The sequence below is a fragment of the Nonomuraea terrae genome, from assembly GCF_044465245.1.
Classification (GTDB): domain Bacteria; phylum Actinomycetota; class Actinomycetes; order Streptosporangiales; family Streptosporangiaceae; genus Nonomuraea; species Nonomuraea terrae.
On sequence record NZ_JBITLL010000003.1, the window covers coordinates 862,111 to 877,731 of the forward strand.

The following is a 15,621-nucleotide window of genomic DNA, read 5'->3' on the forward strand; positions in this document are numbered from 1 at the left end:
TCACAGTCGGCAGTCGATCATCACGAATACCGCGTGGCGCACCAACGACTCGCGATTCCGGCATGCCCTATAGCAGCCGATTCATCGGTCTTTAAGCTAGGCGTCGAGGCGGCACAGGCCCTCGGCGAGAGCCTTGGTGGTGAGGCGGGTGCGGCTGTCGCAGCCGAGTTTGGCGAAGATGTGCTCCAGGTGCGTGGTCACCGTGCGGACGCTGAGCACCAGCGCGGCGGCGATCTGCGGGTTGGAGTCGCCGGCCGCCACCCGGGTGAGCACGTCGAGCTCGCGGCCGGTGAGGTCGTACGGCAGCGGGCACGGCCGCTCGGCGGCGACGGCCCCTTGGAGCGTGCCCTGGAAGCCGACGCCCGCCCGCAGCAGCCGCACCTCGTGCCAGCCGCCGTCGCCGCCGAGCCACAGCCCGTGCCGGCTCAGCTCGCGTGAGTCGATGAACGTCCGCGCGTACGCCGCCATCGCCGGGTCGTCCCACAGCACGACGGAGGTCTCGCGGCCGGGGACGCGGCGGCGGGTGCCCAGCCGGTCGTAGGCGACCGCGCGGAAGCCTGGCGGCAGCCCCACCGGATCGATCACGCACCTGCTCAGGTCGGTCACGTGGGCCAGCATGGGGGTGACGGCGGCCAGCAGCGCCGCGGTGAGCCGCGGGAAGGGGTCCTTGGAGGCGAGGTGGAGCAGGCCGGTGTAGCGGCCCTCGCTCAGGAACAGCGGCGCCGTCAGCCCCGCCCGCCAGCCGTAGGGGGCGAGGTGGCGCCGGAAGTAACGCTCGGTGCCTGGCTCGGGCATGGCGACCGGCGCGCGGGTGGCCAGGGCCCTGCGGTAGGCGTCGAGCCCGGCGTACTCCTCGGCGGCGTCGCGGTCGATGCGGGCGTGGCCGTCGGAGACGACGCTGTGGTGGCGGCCGGTGGCCGGGTCGAACGCGACGAACTCGTAGGCGTCGAGCGGCACCACCCGGCGCAGCGCCGCCATCGCGCCGTGCGCGCCGCCGCCGGCCGCGACCTGGTATCCGACCTCGGCGAACGCCCGGAGCCGACGCACGTCCAGGGTGATCTCGGCCACGCAAGGTTTATATCATTTGCCGAATTCCGCCCGACGCTTTACCGAACCTCGCATCACCCGGCAGCCGGAAAACGGGGCGGCCGGTCGTGCGTACGGATGTTAGGGTCCTGTCCATGCAGCGCGCCTTCGTCACGACGACGCCGGACCCCGTCCCGGCGCGCTGATTCCATGCTTCCCGGGCGGACGCCCGGGAGCACGGTCGTTCGCCCTTTCCCGCGAAAGGTTGATCATGAACGACCACCGCAGGCTCGGCCGTGAGCTCGGCATCTTCGACACCGACCCGCTGATCGGCTCCGGCCTGCCCTACTGGCTGCCCGCCGGGGCGGCCGTGCGCAAGGCCGTCGAGGACTACGTGCACGAGCTGGAGCGCCGCGGCGGCTACCTGCACGTCAACTCGCCCGTCCTGGGCAAACGCGAGCTGTACGAGCGCTCAGGCCACTGGGCCCACTACGCCGACGACATGTTCCCGCCGATGCGGGTGGGCGGCGAGGAGTTCGTGCTGCGGCCCAGCCTGTGCCCGCACCACGCGCTCATCTACCGCTCGCGCGGGCGCAGCCGCCGGGAGCTGCCGCTGCGCATCGCCGAGCTGGGCGGAATGTACCGCTCGGAGCTGTCCGGGGTGCTCGGCGGGCTGACCAGGGTGCGGGCCATCCAGCTGAACGACGGGCACGTGTTCTGCGCGCCCGAGCAGGCCGCGGCCGAGGTGTCGGCGGCGCTCGACCTCATCGAGGCCGCCCACGCCCAGCTGGGCATCAGTGCCGCCCGTTACCGGCTCTCGCTGCGCGGCGACGGCGCGAAGTTCGTGGACGATCCCGGGATGTGGGAGCGCTCGGAGGCGGCCCTGCGCGCGGTGCTGAAGGAGCGCGGGCGCGACTTCGACGAGGAACGCGGCGAGGGCGCCTTCTACGGGCCGAAGATCGACATCCAGATCGCCGACCCGGCCGGGCGCGAGGCCACCCTGTCCACCGTCCAGGTCGACTACTTCCAGCCCGAGCGCTTCGACCTGCGCCACGCCGGCGGGGACCGGCCGGTCATGGTGCACCGCAGCGTCGTCGGCGGCATCGAGCGCCTGGTCGCCCACCTCGTCGAGGTGCACGGCGGCGCGTTCCCCGCCTGGATGGCGCCCGTGCAGGCGGTGGTGCTGCCGGTGTCGGACGCCGAGCTGCCCGCCGCCGAGGACGTGCTGCGCCGCTGCCTGGCCGCCGGGCTGCGGGCGGAGCTGGCACCGGCGGACCGGGGCAGCCTCGGGGCCCGGATCAGGGCGCACCGGCTGGTGCCGTACCAGCTGGTGGTGGGGCCGCGCGAGGCGGCGGGCGGCGGCACCTCGGTACGGCTGCGGGACGGACGCCAGGCGGGCGGCGTGCCCGTCGAGCGGCTGGCGGCCGAGGCGCGGCCATTGTTCTGAAGCGGGGAAATCAAATAGGTAACGGCCTCTTCCCTAAATAGGTAAAGCGCTCATAAAGTCCCTGCAACGCCGTGTCGGGGAGGAGCGACTTGACCGAGCTCAGCAGTCGTGAGGCGGACCTGGTTTCCGCCCACGAGCAGGAACGACCGGCGCGGCGGCTCGGCGGGCCCCTGCGGCTCGGCGTGTGGGTCGCGGGCGGGCTGCTCTCCGCGTATTCGCTGGTGGTGGTGTTCCAGCCGGTGGAGGCGCTGCAACACCGCATGACCTTCCTGGCGGTGGCGCTGCCGCTGGTCTTCCTGTCCTACCGCTCGGGGGTGTCGTCTCTGGCGCGGCGGCTGCTGCGGCGCCCGCCCCGCGAGCAGCCGCCCGCGCCCGCCGCCCAAGGAGCGGCGGAGGCGCCGCGGGAGTGGCCGAGCGTCGGCGACTGGCTGCTGGCCGCGGCCTCGCTGGCCGTGCTGCTCTACCCGCTGATGAACATCGACGCCTTCCGCGACCGCGGCTCCGGCGCGGCGCTGACGGACCTCGACATCGTGGCGGGGCTGGTGCTGACGGTGCTGCTGCTGGAGGCGGTACGGCGCACGGTCGGCTGGGCACTGACCATTATCTGCGTCATTTTCCTGATTTATGCCTATTACGGCGCATATTTGCCGATTAACTGGCCGATCGGGCACCGTGGCTTCGACCTCAGCCAAATCGTCTCGCAACTCTATACGGGCACCGAGGGCTTCTTCGGCGTCCCCATGCAAGTAGCCGCCAGCTACATCATCCTTTTCACGATTTACGGCGCTGTACTGGACTTTTCCGGCGCGAGCCGGTTCTTCATCGACCTGAGCTTCGCCGCCTTCCGCAGGTCCCGCGCCGCTCCCGGCCGTACGGTGACGATGGCCGGCTTCCTGCTCGGCACCGTCTCGGGCTCCGGCGTGGCCACCACGGTCAGCCTGGGCAGCGTCGCCTGGCCGGTGCTGCGCCGGGCCGGCTATCCCAGGGAGCCCGCGGGCGGCATCCTGGCCGCCGGCGGCATCGGCGCGATCCTGTCGCCGCCCACGCTGGGCGCGGCGGCGTTCATCATCGCCGAATACCTGCGGGTCAGCTACCTCGAGGTGCTGCTGTACGCGACGATCCCGACGCTGCTGTACTACCTCGGCATCTTCCTGGCCATCGAGGTCGACTCGCGCCGCTTCGGCACCCAGGCCGTGCCGGTGGACGCGCCCAAGGCCGGCCGGCTGCTGCTGCGCTTCGGCTACCACTTCAGCTCGCTCATCCTCATCGTCGTGCTGATGGCGCTGGACCGCTCGGCGTTCCAGGCGGTGGCGATCGCCACGGCGGTGGCCTTCCTGCTGTCGTTCCTCGACCCGGCGCACCGGATGGGCCCCAAGCGGGTGGCGCAGGCGCTGGCCAAGGGCACGCTGGAGGTGCTGCCGGTGACCGCCGTGTGCGCGGCGGCGGGCATCATCGTCGGCGTCATCACGCAGACCGGCCTCGGGCTCAACCTGGCCGACATCATCGTCAGCCTGGCCGCGGGCAACCTGCTGCTCACCACGGTGCTGGCGGCCGTCGCGGTGCTGCTGCTGGGCCTGGCGGTGCCGGTCACGGCGAGCTTCATCATCGCCGCCGTGATCATCGGCCCGGCGCTGTTCCAGCTCGGCGTCTCGCAGGCCGAGGCGTACATGTTCGTCTTCTACTACGCGGTGCTGTCGGAGGTGAGCCCGCCCACGGCGCTGTCGGCCGTCGCGGCGGCCGCGATCACCGGCGGCAACACGTACCGGACGATGATGATGACCTGGCGCTACACGCTGCCGGCGTTCCTGGTGCCGTTCGCCTTCGTGCTGACGCCGAACGGGCAGGCGCTGCTCTTCCAGGGGCCGATCGGCACCGTGCTGCTGATGACCGCGGTCTCGGCGGTCGCCGTCGCCGCGCTCGCCATGGCGACCGGCGGGCTGAGCGGCGTGCCGGAACGCCTGCTCGCCGCGGTGGCCGCGGTGCTGCTGCTGTTCCTCGAGCCCGTCCCCATCGTCGCCGGCCTGGCCGTCCTGGCCGTGGCCGCCGCCGTGCACCTCGTCAGAAGAAGGAGAACAGCGTGAAGCGGATTCTCGCGATAGTCGCCATCGCCGTCCTGGCCGCGGCGGGCTGCGGAGGCGGAGCCGCGGGCGGCGGCTCGGGCAACCGGCTGTCGATCGCCACGGGCGGCACGACGGGCGTCTACTACGTCTACGGTGGCGGCCTGGCCAAACAGCTCTCGTCGAACATCGCCAACACCCAGGCCACCGCGTCGGTCACGTCGGCCTCCGTGGAGAACATCAAGCTGCTGGCCTCCGGCCGGGCCGACATCGCGTTCTCGCAGTCCGACACGGCCGCCGACGCGGTCAACGGCAAGGACACCTTCACCGCCCCGCAGCCGATCAAGGCCATCGCCCGCATCTACGACAACTACGCGCACGTCGTGGTCTCCCCCGGCGTGGAGGCCAACACGGTCGCCGACCTGAAGGGCAAGCGCGTCTCGCTCGGCCCGGCGAACTCCGGCACCCAGGTCGTGGCCCGGCGCATGCTGGAGGCGGCCGGGGTCGATCCCGACACCGACATCTCCAAGCAGCAGCTGTCGATCAACGAATCGGTGCAGGCCGCCAAGGACGGCACCATCGACGCGTTCTTCTGGGTCGGCGGCGTGCCCACGGCCGGCATCACCGACCTGGCCACGAGCAAGCCCGACATGAAGATGCTCGACACCTCCGACGTGCTGCAGACGATGCAGGCCACCTACGGCGAGCAGTACGTCTCGCTCGACGTGGACATGTCCGTCTACAAGCTGTCCGACTCGATCAAGACGGTCGGCATCGCGAACGTGCTGCTGGTGCCCGACTCGATGGACGAGCAGCTCGCGTACGACATCACCAAGACGCTGTTCGCGAAGAAGGCCGAGCTGACGGCCGTGCATCCGGAGGCGGAGAAGCTCGACCCGGCGCTCGGACAGCAGGTGGCGCCGGTCCAGCTGCACCCGGGCGCGGCGCGCTACTACCAGGAGCAGGGCTGATCCGACTGCTGCCGGCGCTGGCGGCGGTGGTGGCGCTCTGCTCCGCCGGCGGCGCCGGGCCCCTGACCGTGAACGGCCTGCCGGTGTCCGGCCGGGCGTTCGCGATCGGGTACGTGCATTCGATCTACCAGGCGCCCTCCGCGGAGGTGTTCACCGTGGAGGGCCGCCGGTTCACCATGCGGGCGGTCGTGTCGGGCAGCGGGGGCGTGCTCGACTACTACGCCCTGGACGGCGAGCGTTCCCGCACCCCGGACGGCGCGTGGGTGCTGCGGCTGGCCGAGCCGGCGACGTACGAGGAGCTGTCGCTGCTCACCACGTCGATCGGCCGCAGGACGCTGATCTCCGGTGGCCGGTGCCTGCCCCTCAGCCGGAGCGGTGACGTGCGCCTGGCCCTGGAGCTCACCCTGGACGTGCGAAGCGAGCCCTGCCCACGGCCCTACAGCCAGTCCTTCTTCTTGAAGACGGCGTACAGCGCCACCGAGGCCACCGCCACCAGCATCGCGGACATGAAGAAGCCCCACGGCTGGCCGGAGCCCGGATAGGGCACGTTCTGACCGTAAAAGCCGGTGATCATGGTGGGCACGGCGATGATGGCGGCCCAGCCGGTGACACGCTTCATGATCTCGTTGAGCCGGAAGCCCTGCTGGGACAGGCGGGTCTCGCGGACGTTCGCGAGCATCTCGCGGATGGACTCGACCGCCTCGTTGACGCGCACCACGTGGTCGCGGACATCCTCGTAGTACGGGGTCATCACGCGGTCGCCGACGATCTCCTGGTCGCGGCGGAGCAGGGTGCCGAGCACCTCGCGCATCGGCATGGTGATCTTGCGCAGGCGGGCGGTGTTCTTGCGCAGCGTGTACGTCTCGCGCTGCAGCGTCCTGCCGTCGCGCACCTCCTCCTCGAACAGCGACTCCTCCAGCGCCTCGGCCTGCCCGTCGAGGTCCTGCACCACCGCCATGTGGCGGTCGACCACGTAGTCGAGCAGGCCGTGCAGCAGGAACGTCACGCCGTGCCCGGCCAGCCGGGAGGTGGCGTCCCAGCGCCGCATGACCGCGCCGATGTCGAAGTGCTCGTTCTCCCGCACGGTGACCAGGGCGTTGCGGGTGACGAAGACGTTGACCTCGACCGGGACCACGCGGTCGCCCTCGCAGTGGACGCCGTAGACGGTGACGAACAGGTGGTTGTCGTAGACGTCGACCTTGGGTCGCTGGTGGCCGTTGAGCACGTCCTCGAGGGCCAGCTCGTGCAGGCCGAGCTCCTCACCGATCAGGCCGAGGTCGGCGGCCGACGGCGAGCACAGGTCGAACCACGCCGTGCTGGCCGGGTCGGCCACGTGGTCGGAGACCTCCTCGACGGGGAAGCCTTCCTTTTCGAGGACGCCGTTGCGGTAAAGACGCGTGTGCAGCACTAGCAGAGTGTGGCAAATCGCCGGGCGTTACGCACGGCCGCGCCTCCCGGATCGTTGTTGAAGTACACGTACGCGTCCTCCCAGCCCGCCTCACGCACGCGCCTGACCCATGACCGCAGCGCGGTCTCGCCGTACTCGAAGCCCGCCCGGCCCTCGTGCAGGCGCACGTAACCCCAGCCCGCCGTGCGCCAGGGCGGGTTCTGCGGACGGCCCAGCCGGTCGGCCCAGCACAGCGCGGCGCCGTGGGCGAGCAGGATGTCGCGCACCTCGTCGGTCCACCACGACGCGTGGCGCGGCTCGACGGCCACCCGCACGTCGCCGCGGAAACAGGCCAGGCACCGGTCGAGCCGCTCGGGCGCGGCCTTCAGCGTCGGCGGCAGCTGCAGCAGGATCGGGCCGAGCTTCTCCTTCAGCTCCGAGGCCGCTCCCATGAGGCGCCGTACGGGCTCCTCCGGGTCCTCCAGCCGCTTGATGTGGGTCAGGAACCTGCTGGCCTTGACCGCCATCACGAACCCGGGCGGCGTGCGGTCGCGCCAGGCCGCGAACGACTCGGCGCTCGGCAGCCGGTAGAAGGCGTTGTTGCTCTCCACGGTGCGGAACTCGGCCGCGTACGTCTCCAGCCAGAGCCGCTGCGGGACGCCCGGCGGGTACAGCACCCCGCGCCAGTCCTTGTACTGCCACCCCGAGGTGCCGACCAGCCACGTCATGCCATTGCCCCTGCCCCGTGCGCCGGGGTGCAGTACTGTCCTGTCCGTCACCGAGGAGGACGTTTCACGCGATGGGCGCCAATCACGCGCACGGCACCGCCGTGCCCATGTCGCGGCGCACGATGGTGGCCGGTCTGGCCGTCCTCGTGCCGCTGGCGGTCATCACGCTGGCCGCGCTGCTGTGGCTGTGGCCCGAGGGCAAGGCCAGGGAGGCCGCACCGCAGTCCGGCGTCGAGCGGCTCACCGGCACGGTCACCGCCGTCGCCCTGAAGAGCTGCCCCGTGGTCCCCGACGGGTCGCCCCGGCCTGACCCGGCCACCTGCGGCACCGCGACCGTGACCGTCACCGAGGGCGCCGACGCGAGCCAGGACGTCCAGCTGCGGCTGCCGAGCGGGCCGGGCGCTCAGCACTTCGCCGCGGGCGACGACGTGATCCTGCTGCGCGACGCCGACGGCGCGTACCAGATCTCCGATCACGACCGGGCGGTGCCGTTGTGGATGTTCGGGGCGGCGTTCGCGCTGGCGGTGATCGCGTTCGGCCGCTGGCGGGGGGTCACGGCGCTGGTGGGGCTGGCGGTGACGTTCGTGCTGCTGCTGACGTTCGTCATCCCGGGCATCCTGGAGGGGCGGCCGCCCATGCTGGTCGCCATCGTCGGGGCGGCGGCGATCATGCTGGCCGTGCTCTACCTCACGCACGGCTTCTCCCCGACCACCTCGGTGGCCGTGCTCGGCACGCTGTCCAGCCTGACGCTGACCGGGTTGCTGTCGTACGGCGCGCTGGGGTTCGCCCGGCTCAACGGCGTCACCGACGACAGCGCGCTGGCGCTGGACATGAGCCTGCCGATCGACACCCAGGGCCTGCTGCTGGCCAGCATCATCATCGGCGCGCTCGGGGTGCTCGACGACGTCACGGTCACGCAGGCGGTGACGGTGGCCGAGCTGGCGCACGCCAACCCGTCGTACGGTTTCGCCCGCCTCTACCGGGCCGCCGCGCGCATCGGGCGGGCGCACATCGCCTCGGTGATCAACACGATCATCCTGGCGTACGCGGGGGCGTCGCTGCCGCTGCTGCTGCTGTTCAGCATCGGCGAGCAGCCGCTCGGCGAGGTGATGGCGACGCCGGTGATCGCGCAGGAGATCGTCCGCAGCGTGGTCGGCACGCTGGGACTGATCGCCGCGGTGCCCATCACCACGGCCCTGGCCGCCCTGACCGCCACCCGCCGCCCCGAGCCGCCCGCCGGGCAGGACGACGGCCCGCCCCTGAGGCCGAGCGACGCCCTTCCGGCCAGGCGCTCCCGGCGGCGCGACGACGCGCCGCCGGGCGACGACTTCTTCGCCCCGCTCCCCGACGACGAGGACTTCTTCTCTCCCGAGCGCCACGACGGCGTCGCCCCGCGCAGGGCCGCCCCGAGGGAATCCGGGGACACCGGCCCGCGGCCCGCCCACGACGGCGCCGCCCGGGCATGGCCAGGCCACGACGGCGCGGCGCCGGTCGAGACCGGGAGCCTCTTCACGCCGCAGCAGCACCCCGACGCCGGGGCGGAGCGGCCCGCCCGGCACCGCCGGCGCTCTGGCGGCTGAGCGTCTAGCAGGGTTCGACGCTGCCGTCGACGCGAAGCTTGCGGCGGGCGCGTTCGTAGAAGGTGGTGCCGAGGCGGACGACCTTGGCCGCCGCCGGCCAGGCGGACACCGTGATGGAGTCGCCCGGCGACAGGTGGCCGACCACGGCCCCGTCGACCTCCACCGCCAGCCGCCCGCTGGTCGGCAGCACCTGGAGGGCGACCTCCTCGTCGGCGGGCAGCACCAGCGCCCGGTTGAACGCCGAGTGCGCGGCGGCGGCCACCACGAGCACCGCCTCCACGCGGGGCGAGACGAGCGGCCCGCCGGCGGAGAAGCTGTAGGCGGTGGACCCGGTGGAGGTCGCCACGATCACGGCGTCGGAGGCGTACCGGACGAACGGGCTCCCTGCCGGGGTGACCATCACCCCGGCCAGCCCCTCCCCCGGGGTGCGCACGAGCGCGATGTCGTTGAACGCCGTCACCTCGGCCCCCGCCACCTCGGCGCGGATCGCCATGCGCGGCTCGATGGTGTACGCGTGCGCGTCGATGGCCGACAGCGTCTGCTCCAGCTCGTCCACGTCGATCTCGGCGAGGAAGCCGAGCCGCCCCAGGTTGACCCCGAGGATCGGTGTCGGCCGCCCGGCCAGCAGCCGCATCGTGCGCAGCATCGTGCCGTCGCCGCCGAGCCCGACCAGCAGGTCGGCCCGATCCACGAGTGTCGCGGCGTCGACCGCCACCGCCGAGCAGTCGATGCGGTCCACCTCCTCGTGCAGCCCGAGAACGGTGACGCCCTTCTCCGCGGCCCAGCGGAGGATGATCTCGATCGCCTTCTTGGAGTCGCGGCGAGGATGCAGCACCAGCCCGACCGTCCCGACCATGCCCATGCAGTCAGCCTACGTGGCCCGGACCGGCGGCGGTCGCGCCGCCCTCCACCGAGATGCCGTGATGCCGAGGGGGCGTGATGGGGTGATGCCGAGGGGGCGTGATGCCGAGATGCCGAGGGGGCGCCGGCTTCGGTAGCGTCTTGCGCCATGCGGCTTCATGTGGGATGCGCGATGTGGACGCACGCGCGCTGGCAGGGGCGCTTCCTGCCCGCCCGGCTCCCTCCGGGCGACCGCCTGCGCGCCTACGCCTCCTGGTGCGATGCGGTGGAGGGCAACACGACGTTCTACGCGACCCCGTCGCGCGAGACGGTCGAGTCGTGGGCCCGGCAGACACCAGCGGACTTCCGGTTCGTGGTCAAGCTGCCCAAGCCGATCACTCACGAACACCGCCTCATCGGGGCCGAGGACGAGCTGCGCGCGTTCCTCGACGCGATGGAGCCGCTGGGGCCGCGCCACCACGCCCTGTGGGTGCAGCTGCCCGGCTCGTTCTCCCCCGCCGACGTCGGCGCGCTGGCGGCGTTCCTGCGCCGGCTGCCGCGCGGCCACCGCTACGCCGTCGAGGTGCGCCACCCCGCGTTCTTCGCCGAGGAGCGCGCCGAGCGCCTGCTCGAACGCGTCCTGGCCGGGGCGGGCGCGGAGTGGGTGCCGTTCGACACGACCGTGTTGTTCCGCAGCCCGCCGACCAGTGACGCCGAGCGCGACGCGTGGACGAAGAAACCGCGGGTGCCACGGCGTGCGCGGGCGCTGACCGGCCATCCGATCGTCCGCTACCTGGGGCGCGACGCCGAGGAGCGCACGGTGCGGGGCTGGCGGCCGTGGGTGGACACGGTCGTGGAGTGGCTGCGTGAGGGCCGCTCCCCGACCGTGTTCGTGCACACGCCCGACAACGCCGACGCCCCGGCGCTCGCCCGCCGCTTCCACGACGAGGTGCGGGCCCGCCTGCCAGAGCTGGCCCCGCTCCCCGAGCCGGTCGCCGCGGACGAGCCGCCGCTGACGCTCTTCTGAAGCCTCAGTGCACCAGCTTCTGAAGCCTCAGCACGTGAGCTTCTGAAGCCTCAGCGCACGAGCTTGTGAAGCCTCAGCGCACGAGGCAGGGCCGCTTCGGGTCGAACACCCAGCCCTCGATGAGGAACCGCATGGCCACGGCGTCGTCCCGGGCGCCGAGCCCGTGGACGAGGTACAGCTCGTGGGCCGCCGCCAGCGCGTCCCGGTCGAGCTCGACACCCAGGCCCGGCGTGTCGGGCACGTCGATCGCGCCGTCGGTGATCTGGAACGGCTGCGTGGTGAGCGCCTGGCCGTCCTGCCAGATCCAGTGCGTGTCGAGCGCCGTGATCTCGCCCGGGGCGGCCGCCCCGACGTGCGTGAACATCGCCAGCGAGATGTCGAAGTGGTTGTTGGAGTGCGAGCCCCACGTCAGCCCGAAGTCGTGGCAGAGCTGGGCGACGCGCACCGACCCGGCCATCGTCCAGAAGTGCGGGTCGGCCAGCGGGATGTCGACCGCGTTGGAGCGGATGGCGTGCGCCATCTCCCGCCAGTCGGTCGCGATCATGTTGGTCGCGGTGGGCAGGCCGGTGGCGCGGCGGAACTCGGCCATCGTCTCCCGCCCGGAGAAGCGGCCCTCGGCGCCGCACGGGTCCTCGGCGTAGGCGAGCACGCCGCCGAGATCGCGGCAGAGCCGGATCGCGTCGGCGAGCAGCCAGCCGCCGTTGGGGTCGAGCGTGACGCGGGCCTCGGGGAAGCGGGCGGCCAGCGCCTTGACCGCCTCGACTTCCTCCTCGCCGGCCAGCACGCCGCCCTTGAGCTTGAAGTCGGTGAAGCCGTAACGCTCCTGGGCGGCCTCGGCCAGTGCGACGACGGCGTCGGGGGTGAGCGCCTCGCGGCGGCGCAGCCGCGACCAGCGGTCGTCGCCGCCGTCATCGACGGCATACGGCAGGTCGGTCCTGCCCGCGTCGCCGACGTAGAAGAGGTAGCCCAGCATCGGCACGCGGTCGCGCTGCCGGCCCTCGCCGAGCAGCTCGGCCACCGGCACGCCGAGGTACTGGCCGTGCAGGTCGAGCAGGGTGGATTCGAGGCCGGTGACGGCGTGCACGGTGGTGCGCAGGTCGAACGTCTGCCGCCCGCGCCCCCCGGCGTCGCGGGCGGCGTACCGCTCGGCGACCGCCCGCAGCAGGCTGCGGTAGCGGGCCACCGGCCGGCCGACGAGCAGCTCGGCCGCCTCCTCGACCGTCCGGCGGATCGCCTCGCCGCCGGGCACCTCGCCGAGGCCGGTGCGGCCGTCGGAGTCGGTGGTGATGACGACGTTGCGGGTGAAGAACGGCGCGTGCGCGCCGCTGAGGTTGAGCAGCATGCTGTCGTGACCCGCGACGGGGACGACCTCGACACGCTCGATCGTGGGAGACACCGCGGCTCCTAGCTGATCTTGTTGACGAGGGCGGTCAGCTCGGCGAGCTCGTCCTCGGTGAGGTTCGACAGCGGCGGCCGCACCGGGCCGGCCGGGCGCCCGACGGCGGTCAGGCCCGCCTTGATGATGGACACGGCGTACCCCTTCGTCCGGTCGCGGATGTTCAGGTACGGGACCACGAACTCCTTGATGCGCCGGTAGACCGCGTCGCGGTCCTGGGCCCGCACGTCGGCGTAGAAGTCGAGCGCGTACTGCGGCACGAAGTTGAAGATGGCCGAGGAGTAGGTGCTCATGCCGAGCTGGAGCAGCGGCAGGGCGAAGGTCTCGGCGGTGGGCAGGCCGCCGATGTAGGCCAGGCGGTCGCCGACGGCGGCGTAGATGCGGGTGAGGTTCTCGATGTTGCCGACGCCGTCCTTGAAGCCGACGAGCGTGGGGTTCCGCTCGACCAGGGCCTCGACGGAGCGGTCGACCAGGACCGCGTTGGCCCTGCTGTAGACGATGACGCCGAGCCCGGTGGCGGCGCAGACCGCGGAGACGTGCTCGACCAGGCCCTCCTGGCCGGCCTCGGTCAGGTAGGGGGGCATGAGGAGCAGGCCGTCGGCGCCGGCGGCCTCGGCGGCCTTGGCCTGCGCGACCGCGTTCGCGGTGCCTCCGGTGGCCGGTGCCACGACCGGCACCCGGCCGCCGACCTCGTCCACCGCCGCGCGCACGACCCGGTCGATCTCCTCAGGGGTCAGCGAGAAGCCCTCGCCCGTGCCTCCCGCGGCGAACAGGCCCGCCACCGGGTATCCGCTCAGCCAGGACAGGTGCTCGCGGTAGCGAGCCTCGTCGAACTCCAGGTCCTGCGTGAAGTGGGTCACGGGGAAGGACAGCAGGCCGCTTTTGAGCTGCGTGGCGAGCTCTTGTGGGGAGTAGTCGGGCATGACGGTCGCTCCTCGTTTGACGTGCGGCCGCGGGAGGCTCCACGAGGCCGGTCCGGTCTGTCGCCCGTCAGGCTAAGGAGAAGGAGTGATTCCTGTCCAAGTGCGATTCTGTATCCGTCGATACCGGCAGGGCATCATGACGGCGACTCCAGGTCCGGCAGGAGATCCAGCACGCGGGCGAGCGCGGGGTTGGTGGAGCCGCGGTCCCAGATGACGTGCAGCTCGACCGGTTCGTTCGTGGCGCCCCCGCCGGGGTCGAGGGGATCGCCGCCGCCGCGTACGAGGTCGCAGTAGGCGACGTGCCGGACGCCGAGCGAGCGGGCGCTGGCGGGCACCAGTGCCACGCCGCGCCGGGCCGCCACCAGCAGCACGGCGGTGAGGATCTGGTGGACCTGCTGCTCGATGCGCGGGTGGGCGTTGGTGAGGAACCGGACGGTCAGCTCGTGGAAGTACCGCGACTGGACGGGGCTGTAGCTGATCACCGGCAGGCCGTCGAAGTCGTCGGGCGCGAGCGGCCGGCCGAGCCCGGCCAGCGGGTGGCCCTCGGGCACCACGGCGCACAGCGCCTCCCGGAAGACCACGCGGGAGTCGAGCGTGGCGATGTCGAACGGCGGCCGGGCCAGGCCCAGGTCGAGCTCGCCGCGCAGCAGGCCGTCCACCTGCCCGGCGGTCACGCGTTCGTGCAGGATGACGTCGATCTCGGGCAGCTCCTCCGCCAGCCGCTTGAGCAGCGTGCCGAGCATGCTGATGGCCGAGACGGCGGTGAACCCCAGCCGTACGGTGCCGGCGGCGCCGCTGGCGATCCGGCGGGCCCGGTCGCCGGCGGTGTCCACGAGCGAGAGCATGCGGCGCGCGTCCTCCAGGAAGCCGCGGCCGGCGTCGGTGAGGATCACCCGCCGGTTGTCACGTTCCAGGAGGGTCACGCCGACCACGCGCTCCAGCTTCTGGATGTGGCGGCTGAGCGGGGGCTGCGTCATCCGCAGTCGGGCGGCCGCGCGGCCGAAGTGCAGCTCCTCGGCCACAGCCACGAACGCCCTGATTTGGTCAAGCGTTAGCATGATGCGCAGACTGTATCACTCGATACCGAAATGAGCCTGGACAGGCATCGAGCCTGGTACCTAGTCTCCGGAGACTACAGAGCGGAAACCTTGCCGTAACCTGACGCGACCCCCTGTCCGCTCCATGACAGTCCCGGGTGGCGCCGCCCCCGCACGAAGGAGTAAGTCCCATGCCGAGATACCGGACCATCCCCCGCCGCGTCCTCATGGGCGTGCTCGGCGCCACCGCCGCGATCACGCTGACCGCGTGCGGTGGTGTCAAGACGACCTCCTCCGGCGGCGGCGACGGCGAATATCCGACGGGCAACATCGAGTTCAGCGTCGGCGCGTCCGCCGGCGGCTCCACCGACCTGATCACCCGGGCCCTGGCCCAGGGCATCGGCAAGGAGCTGGGCGTCTCCGCCCCGGTCATCAACAAGCCGGGCGCCAACGGCGCGCTCAACGCCAAGGAGCTGCAGGCCGCCAAGCCCGACGGCTACAAGATCGCGGTGCAGAACGCCTCGCTCTTCACCATCACGCCTCTCACGGTCTCGCCCGAGGAGGCCACGAAGATCGAGGACTTCGACGTCATCACCGGCATCTCCCGTGACGACTACGTCATGGCCACCAGCGCCGAGTCCGGCTACAAGTCGATCGACGACCTGAAGAAGGCCGGCAAGACCATCCGGTACGGCACCACCGGCGTCGGCACGGGCGCCCAGCTCGCCTCGGCCCTGACGTTCAAGAGCGCCGGGATCGAGTCCACGGCGGTGCCGTTCGACGGCGGCGCCCCGGCGCTGACCGCGCTGCTGGGCAACCAGGTCGACGTCTCGACCATGCAGATCGGCGAGGGCATCGAGAACATCAAGGCCGGCAAGCTCGTCCCGCTCGCCGTCTTCTCCGCCGAGCGCATCCCGTACCTGCCGGACGTCAAGACGGCCAAGGAGCAGGGCTACGAGGTCCAGGTGACGCAGTACCGGTTCCTGACCGCGCCCAAGGGCACGCCGGAGAACGTCAAGACGCGCCTGCTGGATGCGGCCAAGAAGACGTTCGCGACGCCGGAGTACCAGCAGTTCAACGAGCAGAACTCGCTCACCCCGATGGAGATCTCCCCCGAGGAGGTCCTCAAGGCGCTGCAGAGCGACACGGCCACGTACAAAGAGCAGCTGAACGAGTTCGGCATCAGCCTGACCGGCTGATCG

Annotated in this window: 14 protein-coding genes; 7 read left to right on the forward strand and 7 right to left on the reverse strand. The window is 71.8% G+C overall.

Translation table 11 applies throughout. From position 1 onward, the window contains the following. Window positions 1-96: 96 nt before the first annotated feature. The gene (locus ACIBP6_RS16450) at window positions 97-1,068 is read right to left on the reverse strand and encodes a response regulator transcription factor (protein WP_397052889.1); all 972 of its coding nucleotides are present in this window, start codon (window positions 1,066-1,068) and stop codon (window positions 97-99) included. A 163-nt stretch (window positions 1,069-1,231) separates the two neighbouring features. Between ACIBP6_RS16450 and thrS the strand changes: the two genes are divergently transcribed. From thrS to ACIBP6_RS16470, 4 genes are all read left to right on the forward strand, one after another. After that, window positions 1,232-2,473 carry a threonine--tRNA ligase gene (thrS, locus tag ACIBP6_RS16455; RefSeq protein ID WP_397053402.1) on the forward strand — a complete coding sequence of 414 codons (1,242 nt, stop codon included), beginning with the start codon at window positions 1,232-1,234 and terminating at the stop codon, window positions 2,471-2,473. 89 nt (window positions 2,474-2,562) lie between these two features. Continuing rightward, the gene (locus tag ACIBP6_RS16460; protein ID WP_397052891.1) at window positions 2,563-4,554 is read left to right on the forward strand and encodes a TRAP transporter permease; all 1,992 of its coding nucleotides are present in this window, start codon (window positions 2,563-2,565) and stop codon (window positions 4,552-4,554) included. Continuing rightward, the gene (locus ACIBP6_RS16465; protein ID WP_397052893.1) at window positions 4,551-5,501 is read left to right on the forward strand and encodes a TAXI family TRAP transporter solute-binding subunit; all 951 of its coding nucleotides are present in this window, start codon (window positions 4,551-4,553) and stop codon (window positions 5,499-5,501) included. The genes ACIBP6_RS16460 and ACIBP6_RS16465 overlap by 4 nt, the downstream gene beginning before the upstream one ends. Before the next feature lie 26 nt (window positions 5,502-5,527). Beyond that, window positions 5,528-6,043: a DUF1850 domain-containing protein gene (locus tag ACIBP6_RS16470; RefSeq protein WP_397052895.1), complete on the forward strand. Its 516-nt coding sequence runs from the start codon at window positions 5,528-5,530 to the stop codon at window positions 6,041-6,043. Here ACIBP6_RS16470 and ACIBP6_RS16475 read toward each other — a convergent pair. Further along, a complete protein-coding gene (locus ACIBP6_RS16475; protein ID WP_397052897.1) occupies window positions 5,938-6,909 on the reverse strand; it encodes a magnesium transporter CorA family protein in 972 nt (323 codons plus the stop codon). The two genes, ACIBP6_RS16470 and ACIBP6_RS16475, sit on opposite strands and share 106 nt — an antisense overlap. Continuing rightward, window positions 6,909-7,616 carry a DUF72 domain-containing protein gene (locus tag ACIBP6_RS16480; protein ID WP_397052899.1) on the reverse strand — a complete coding sequence of 236 codons (708 nt, stop codon included), beginning with the start codon at window positions 7,614-7,616 and terminating at the stop codon, window positions 6,909-6,911. The genes ACIBP6_RS16475 and ACIBP6_RS16480 overlap by 1 nt, the downstream gene beginning before the upstream one ends. Window positions 7,617-7,687: 71 nt before the next feature. On the opposite strand from ACIBP6_RS16480, the gene ACIBP6_RS16485 reads away from it, so the two are divergent. Beyond that, complete coding sequence (locus tag ACIBP6_RS16485) at window positions 7,688-9,196, forward strand: YibE/F family protein (RefSeq protein WP_397052901.1); 1,509 nt, start codon at window positions 7,688-7,690, stop codon at window positions 9,194-9,196. 4 nt (window positions 9,197-9,200) lie between these two features. Here ACIBP6_RS16485 and ACIBP6_RS16490 read toward each other — a convergent pair whose 3' ends face one another. After that, the gene (locus ACIBP6_RS16490; RefSeq protein ID WP_132612341.1) at window positions 9,201-10,058 is read right to left on the reverse strand and encodes an NAD(+)/NADH kinase; all 858 of its coding nucleotides are present in this window, start codon (window positions 10,056-10,058) and stop codon (window positions 9,201-9,203) included. A 147-nt stretch (window positions 10,059-10,205) separates the two neighbouring features. Here ACIBP6_RS16490 and ACIBP6_RS16495 point away from each other — a divergent pair, with 147 nt between their 5' ends. Then, window positions 10,206-11,063: a DUF72 domain-containing protein gene (locus ACIBP6_RS16495; protein ID WP_397052903.1), complete on the forward strand. Its 858-nt coding sequence runs from the start codon at window positions 10,206-10,208 to the stop codon at window positions 11,061-11,063. A gap of 73 nt (window positions 11,064-11,136) precedes the next feature. On the opposite strand, the gene ACIBP6_RS16500 is transcribed toward ACIBP6_RS16495, so the two are convergent. From ACIBP6_RS16500 to ACIBP6_RS16510, 3 genes are all read right to left on the reverse strand, one after another. Then, a complete protein-coding gene (locus tag ACIBP6_RS16500; protein WP_397052905.1) occupies window positions 11,137-12,459 on the reverse strand; it encodes an enolase C-terminal domain-like protein in 1,323 nt (440 codons plus the stop codon). An 8-nt stretch (window positions 12,460-12,467) separates the two neighbouring features. Continuing rightward, window positions 12,468-13,382, reverse strand: a complete 915-nt coding sequence (gene kdgD / locus ACIBP6_RS16505; RefSeq protein ID WP_132612345.1) for a 5-dehydro-4-deoxyglucarate dehydratase — start codon at window positions 13,380-13,382, stop codon at window positions 12,468-12,470. A gap of 134 nt (window positions 13,383-13,516) precedes the next feature. Next, complete coding sequence (locus ACIBP6_RS16510) at window positions 13,517-14,440, reverse strand: LysR substrate-binding domain-containing protein (protein ID WP_397052907.1); 924 nt, start codon at window positions 14,438-14,440, stop codon at window positions 13,517-13,519. A gap of 170 nt (window positions 14,441-14,610) precedes the next feature. On the opposite strand from ACIBP6_RS16510, the gene ACIBP6_RS16515 reads away from it, so the two are divergent. Further along, window positions 14,611-15,618 (forward strand): tripartite tricarboxylate transporter substrate binding protein, encoded by a 1,008-nt coding sequence (locus ACIBP6_RS16515; RefSeq protein WP_397052909.1) that lies wholly within the window; start codon window positions 14,611-14,613, stop codon window positions 15,616-15,618. Window positions 15,619-15,621: the final 3 nt, after the last annotated feature.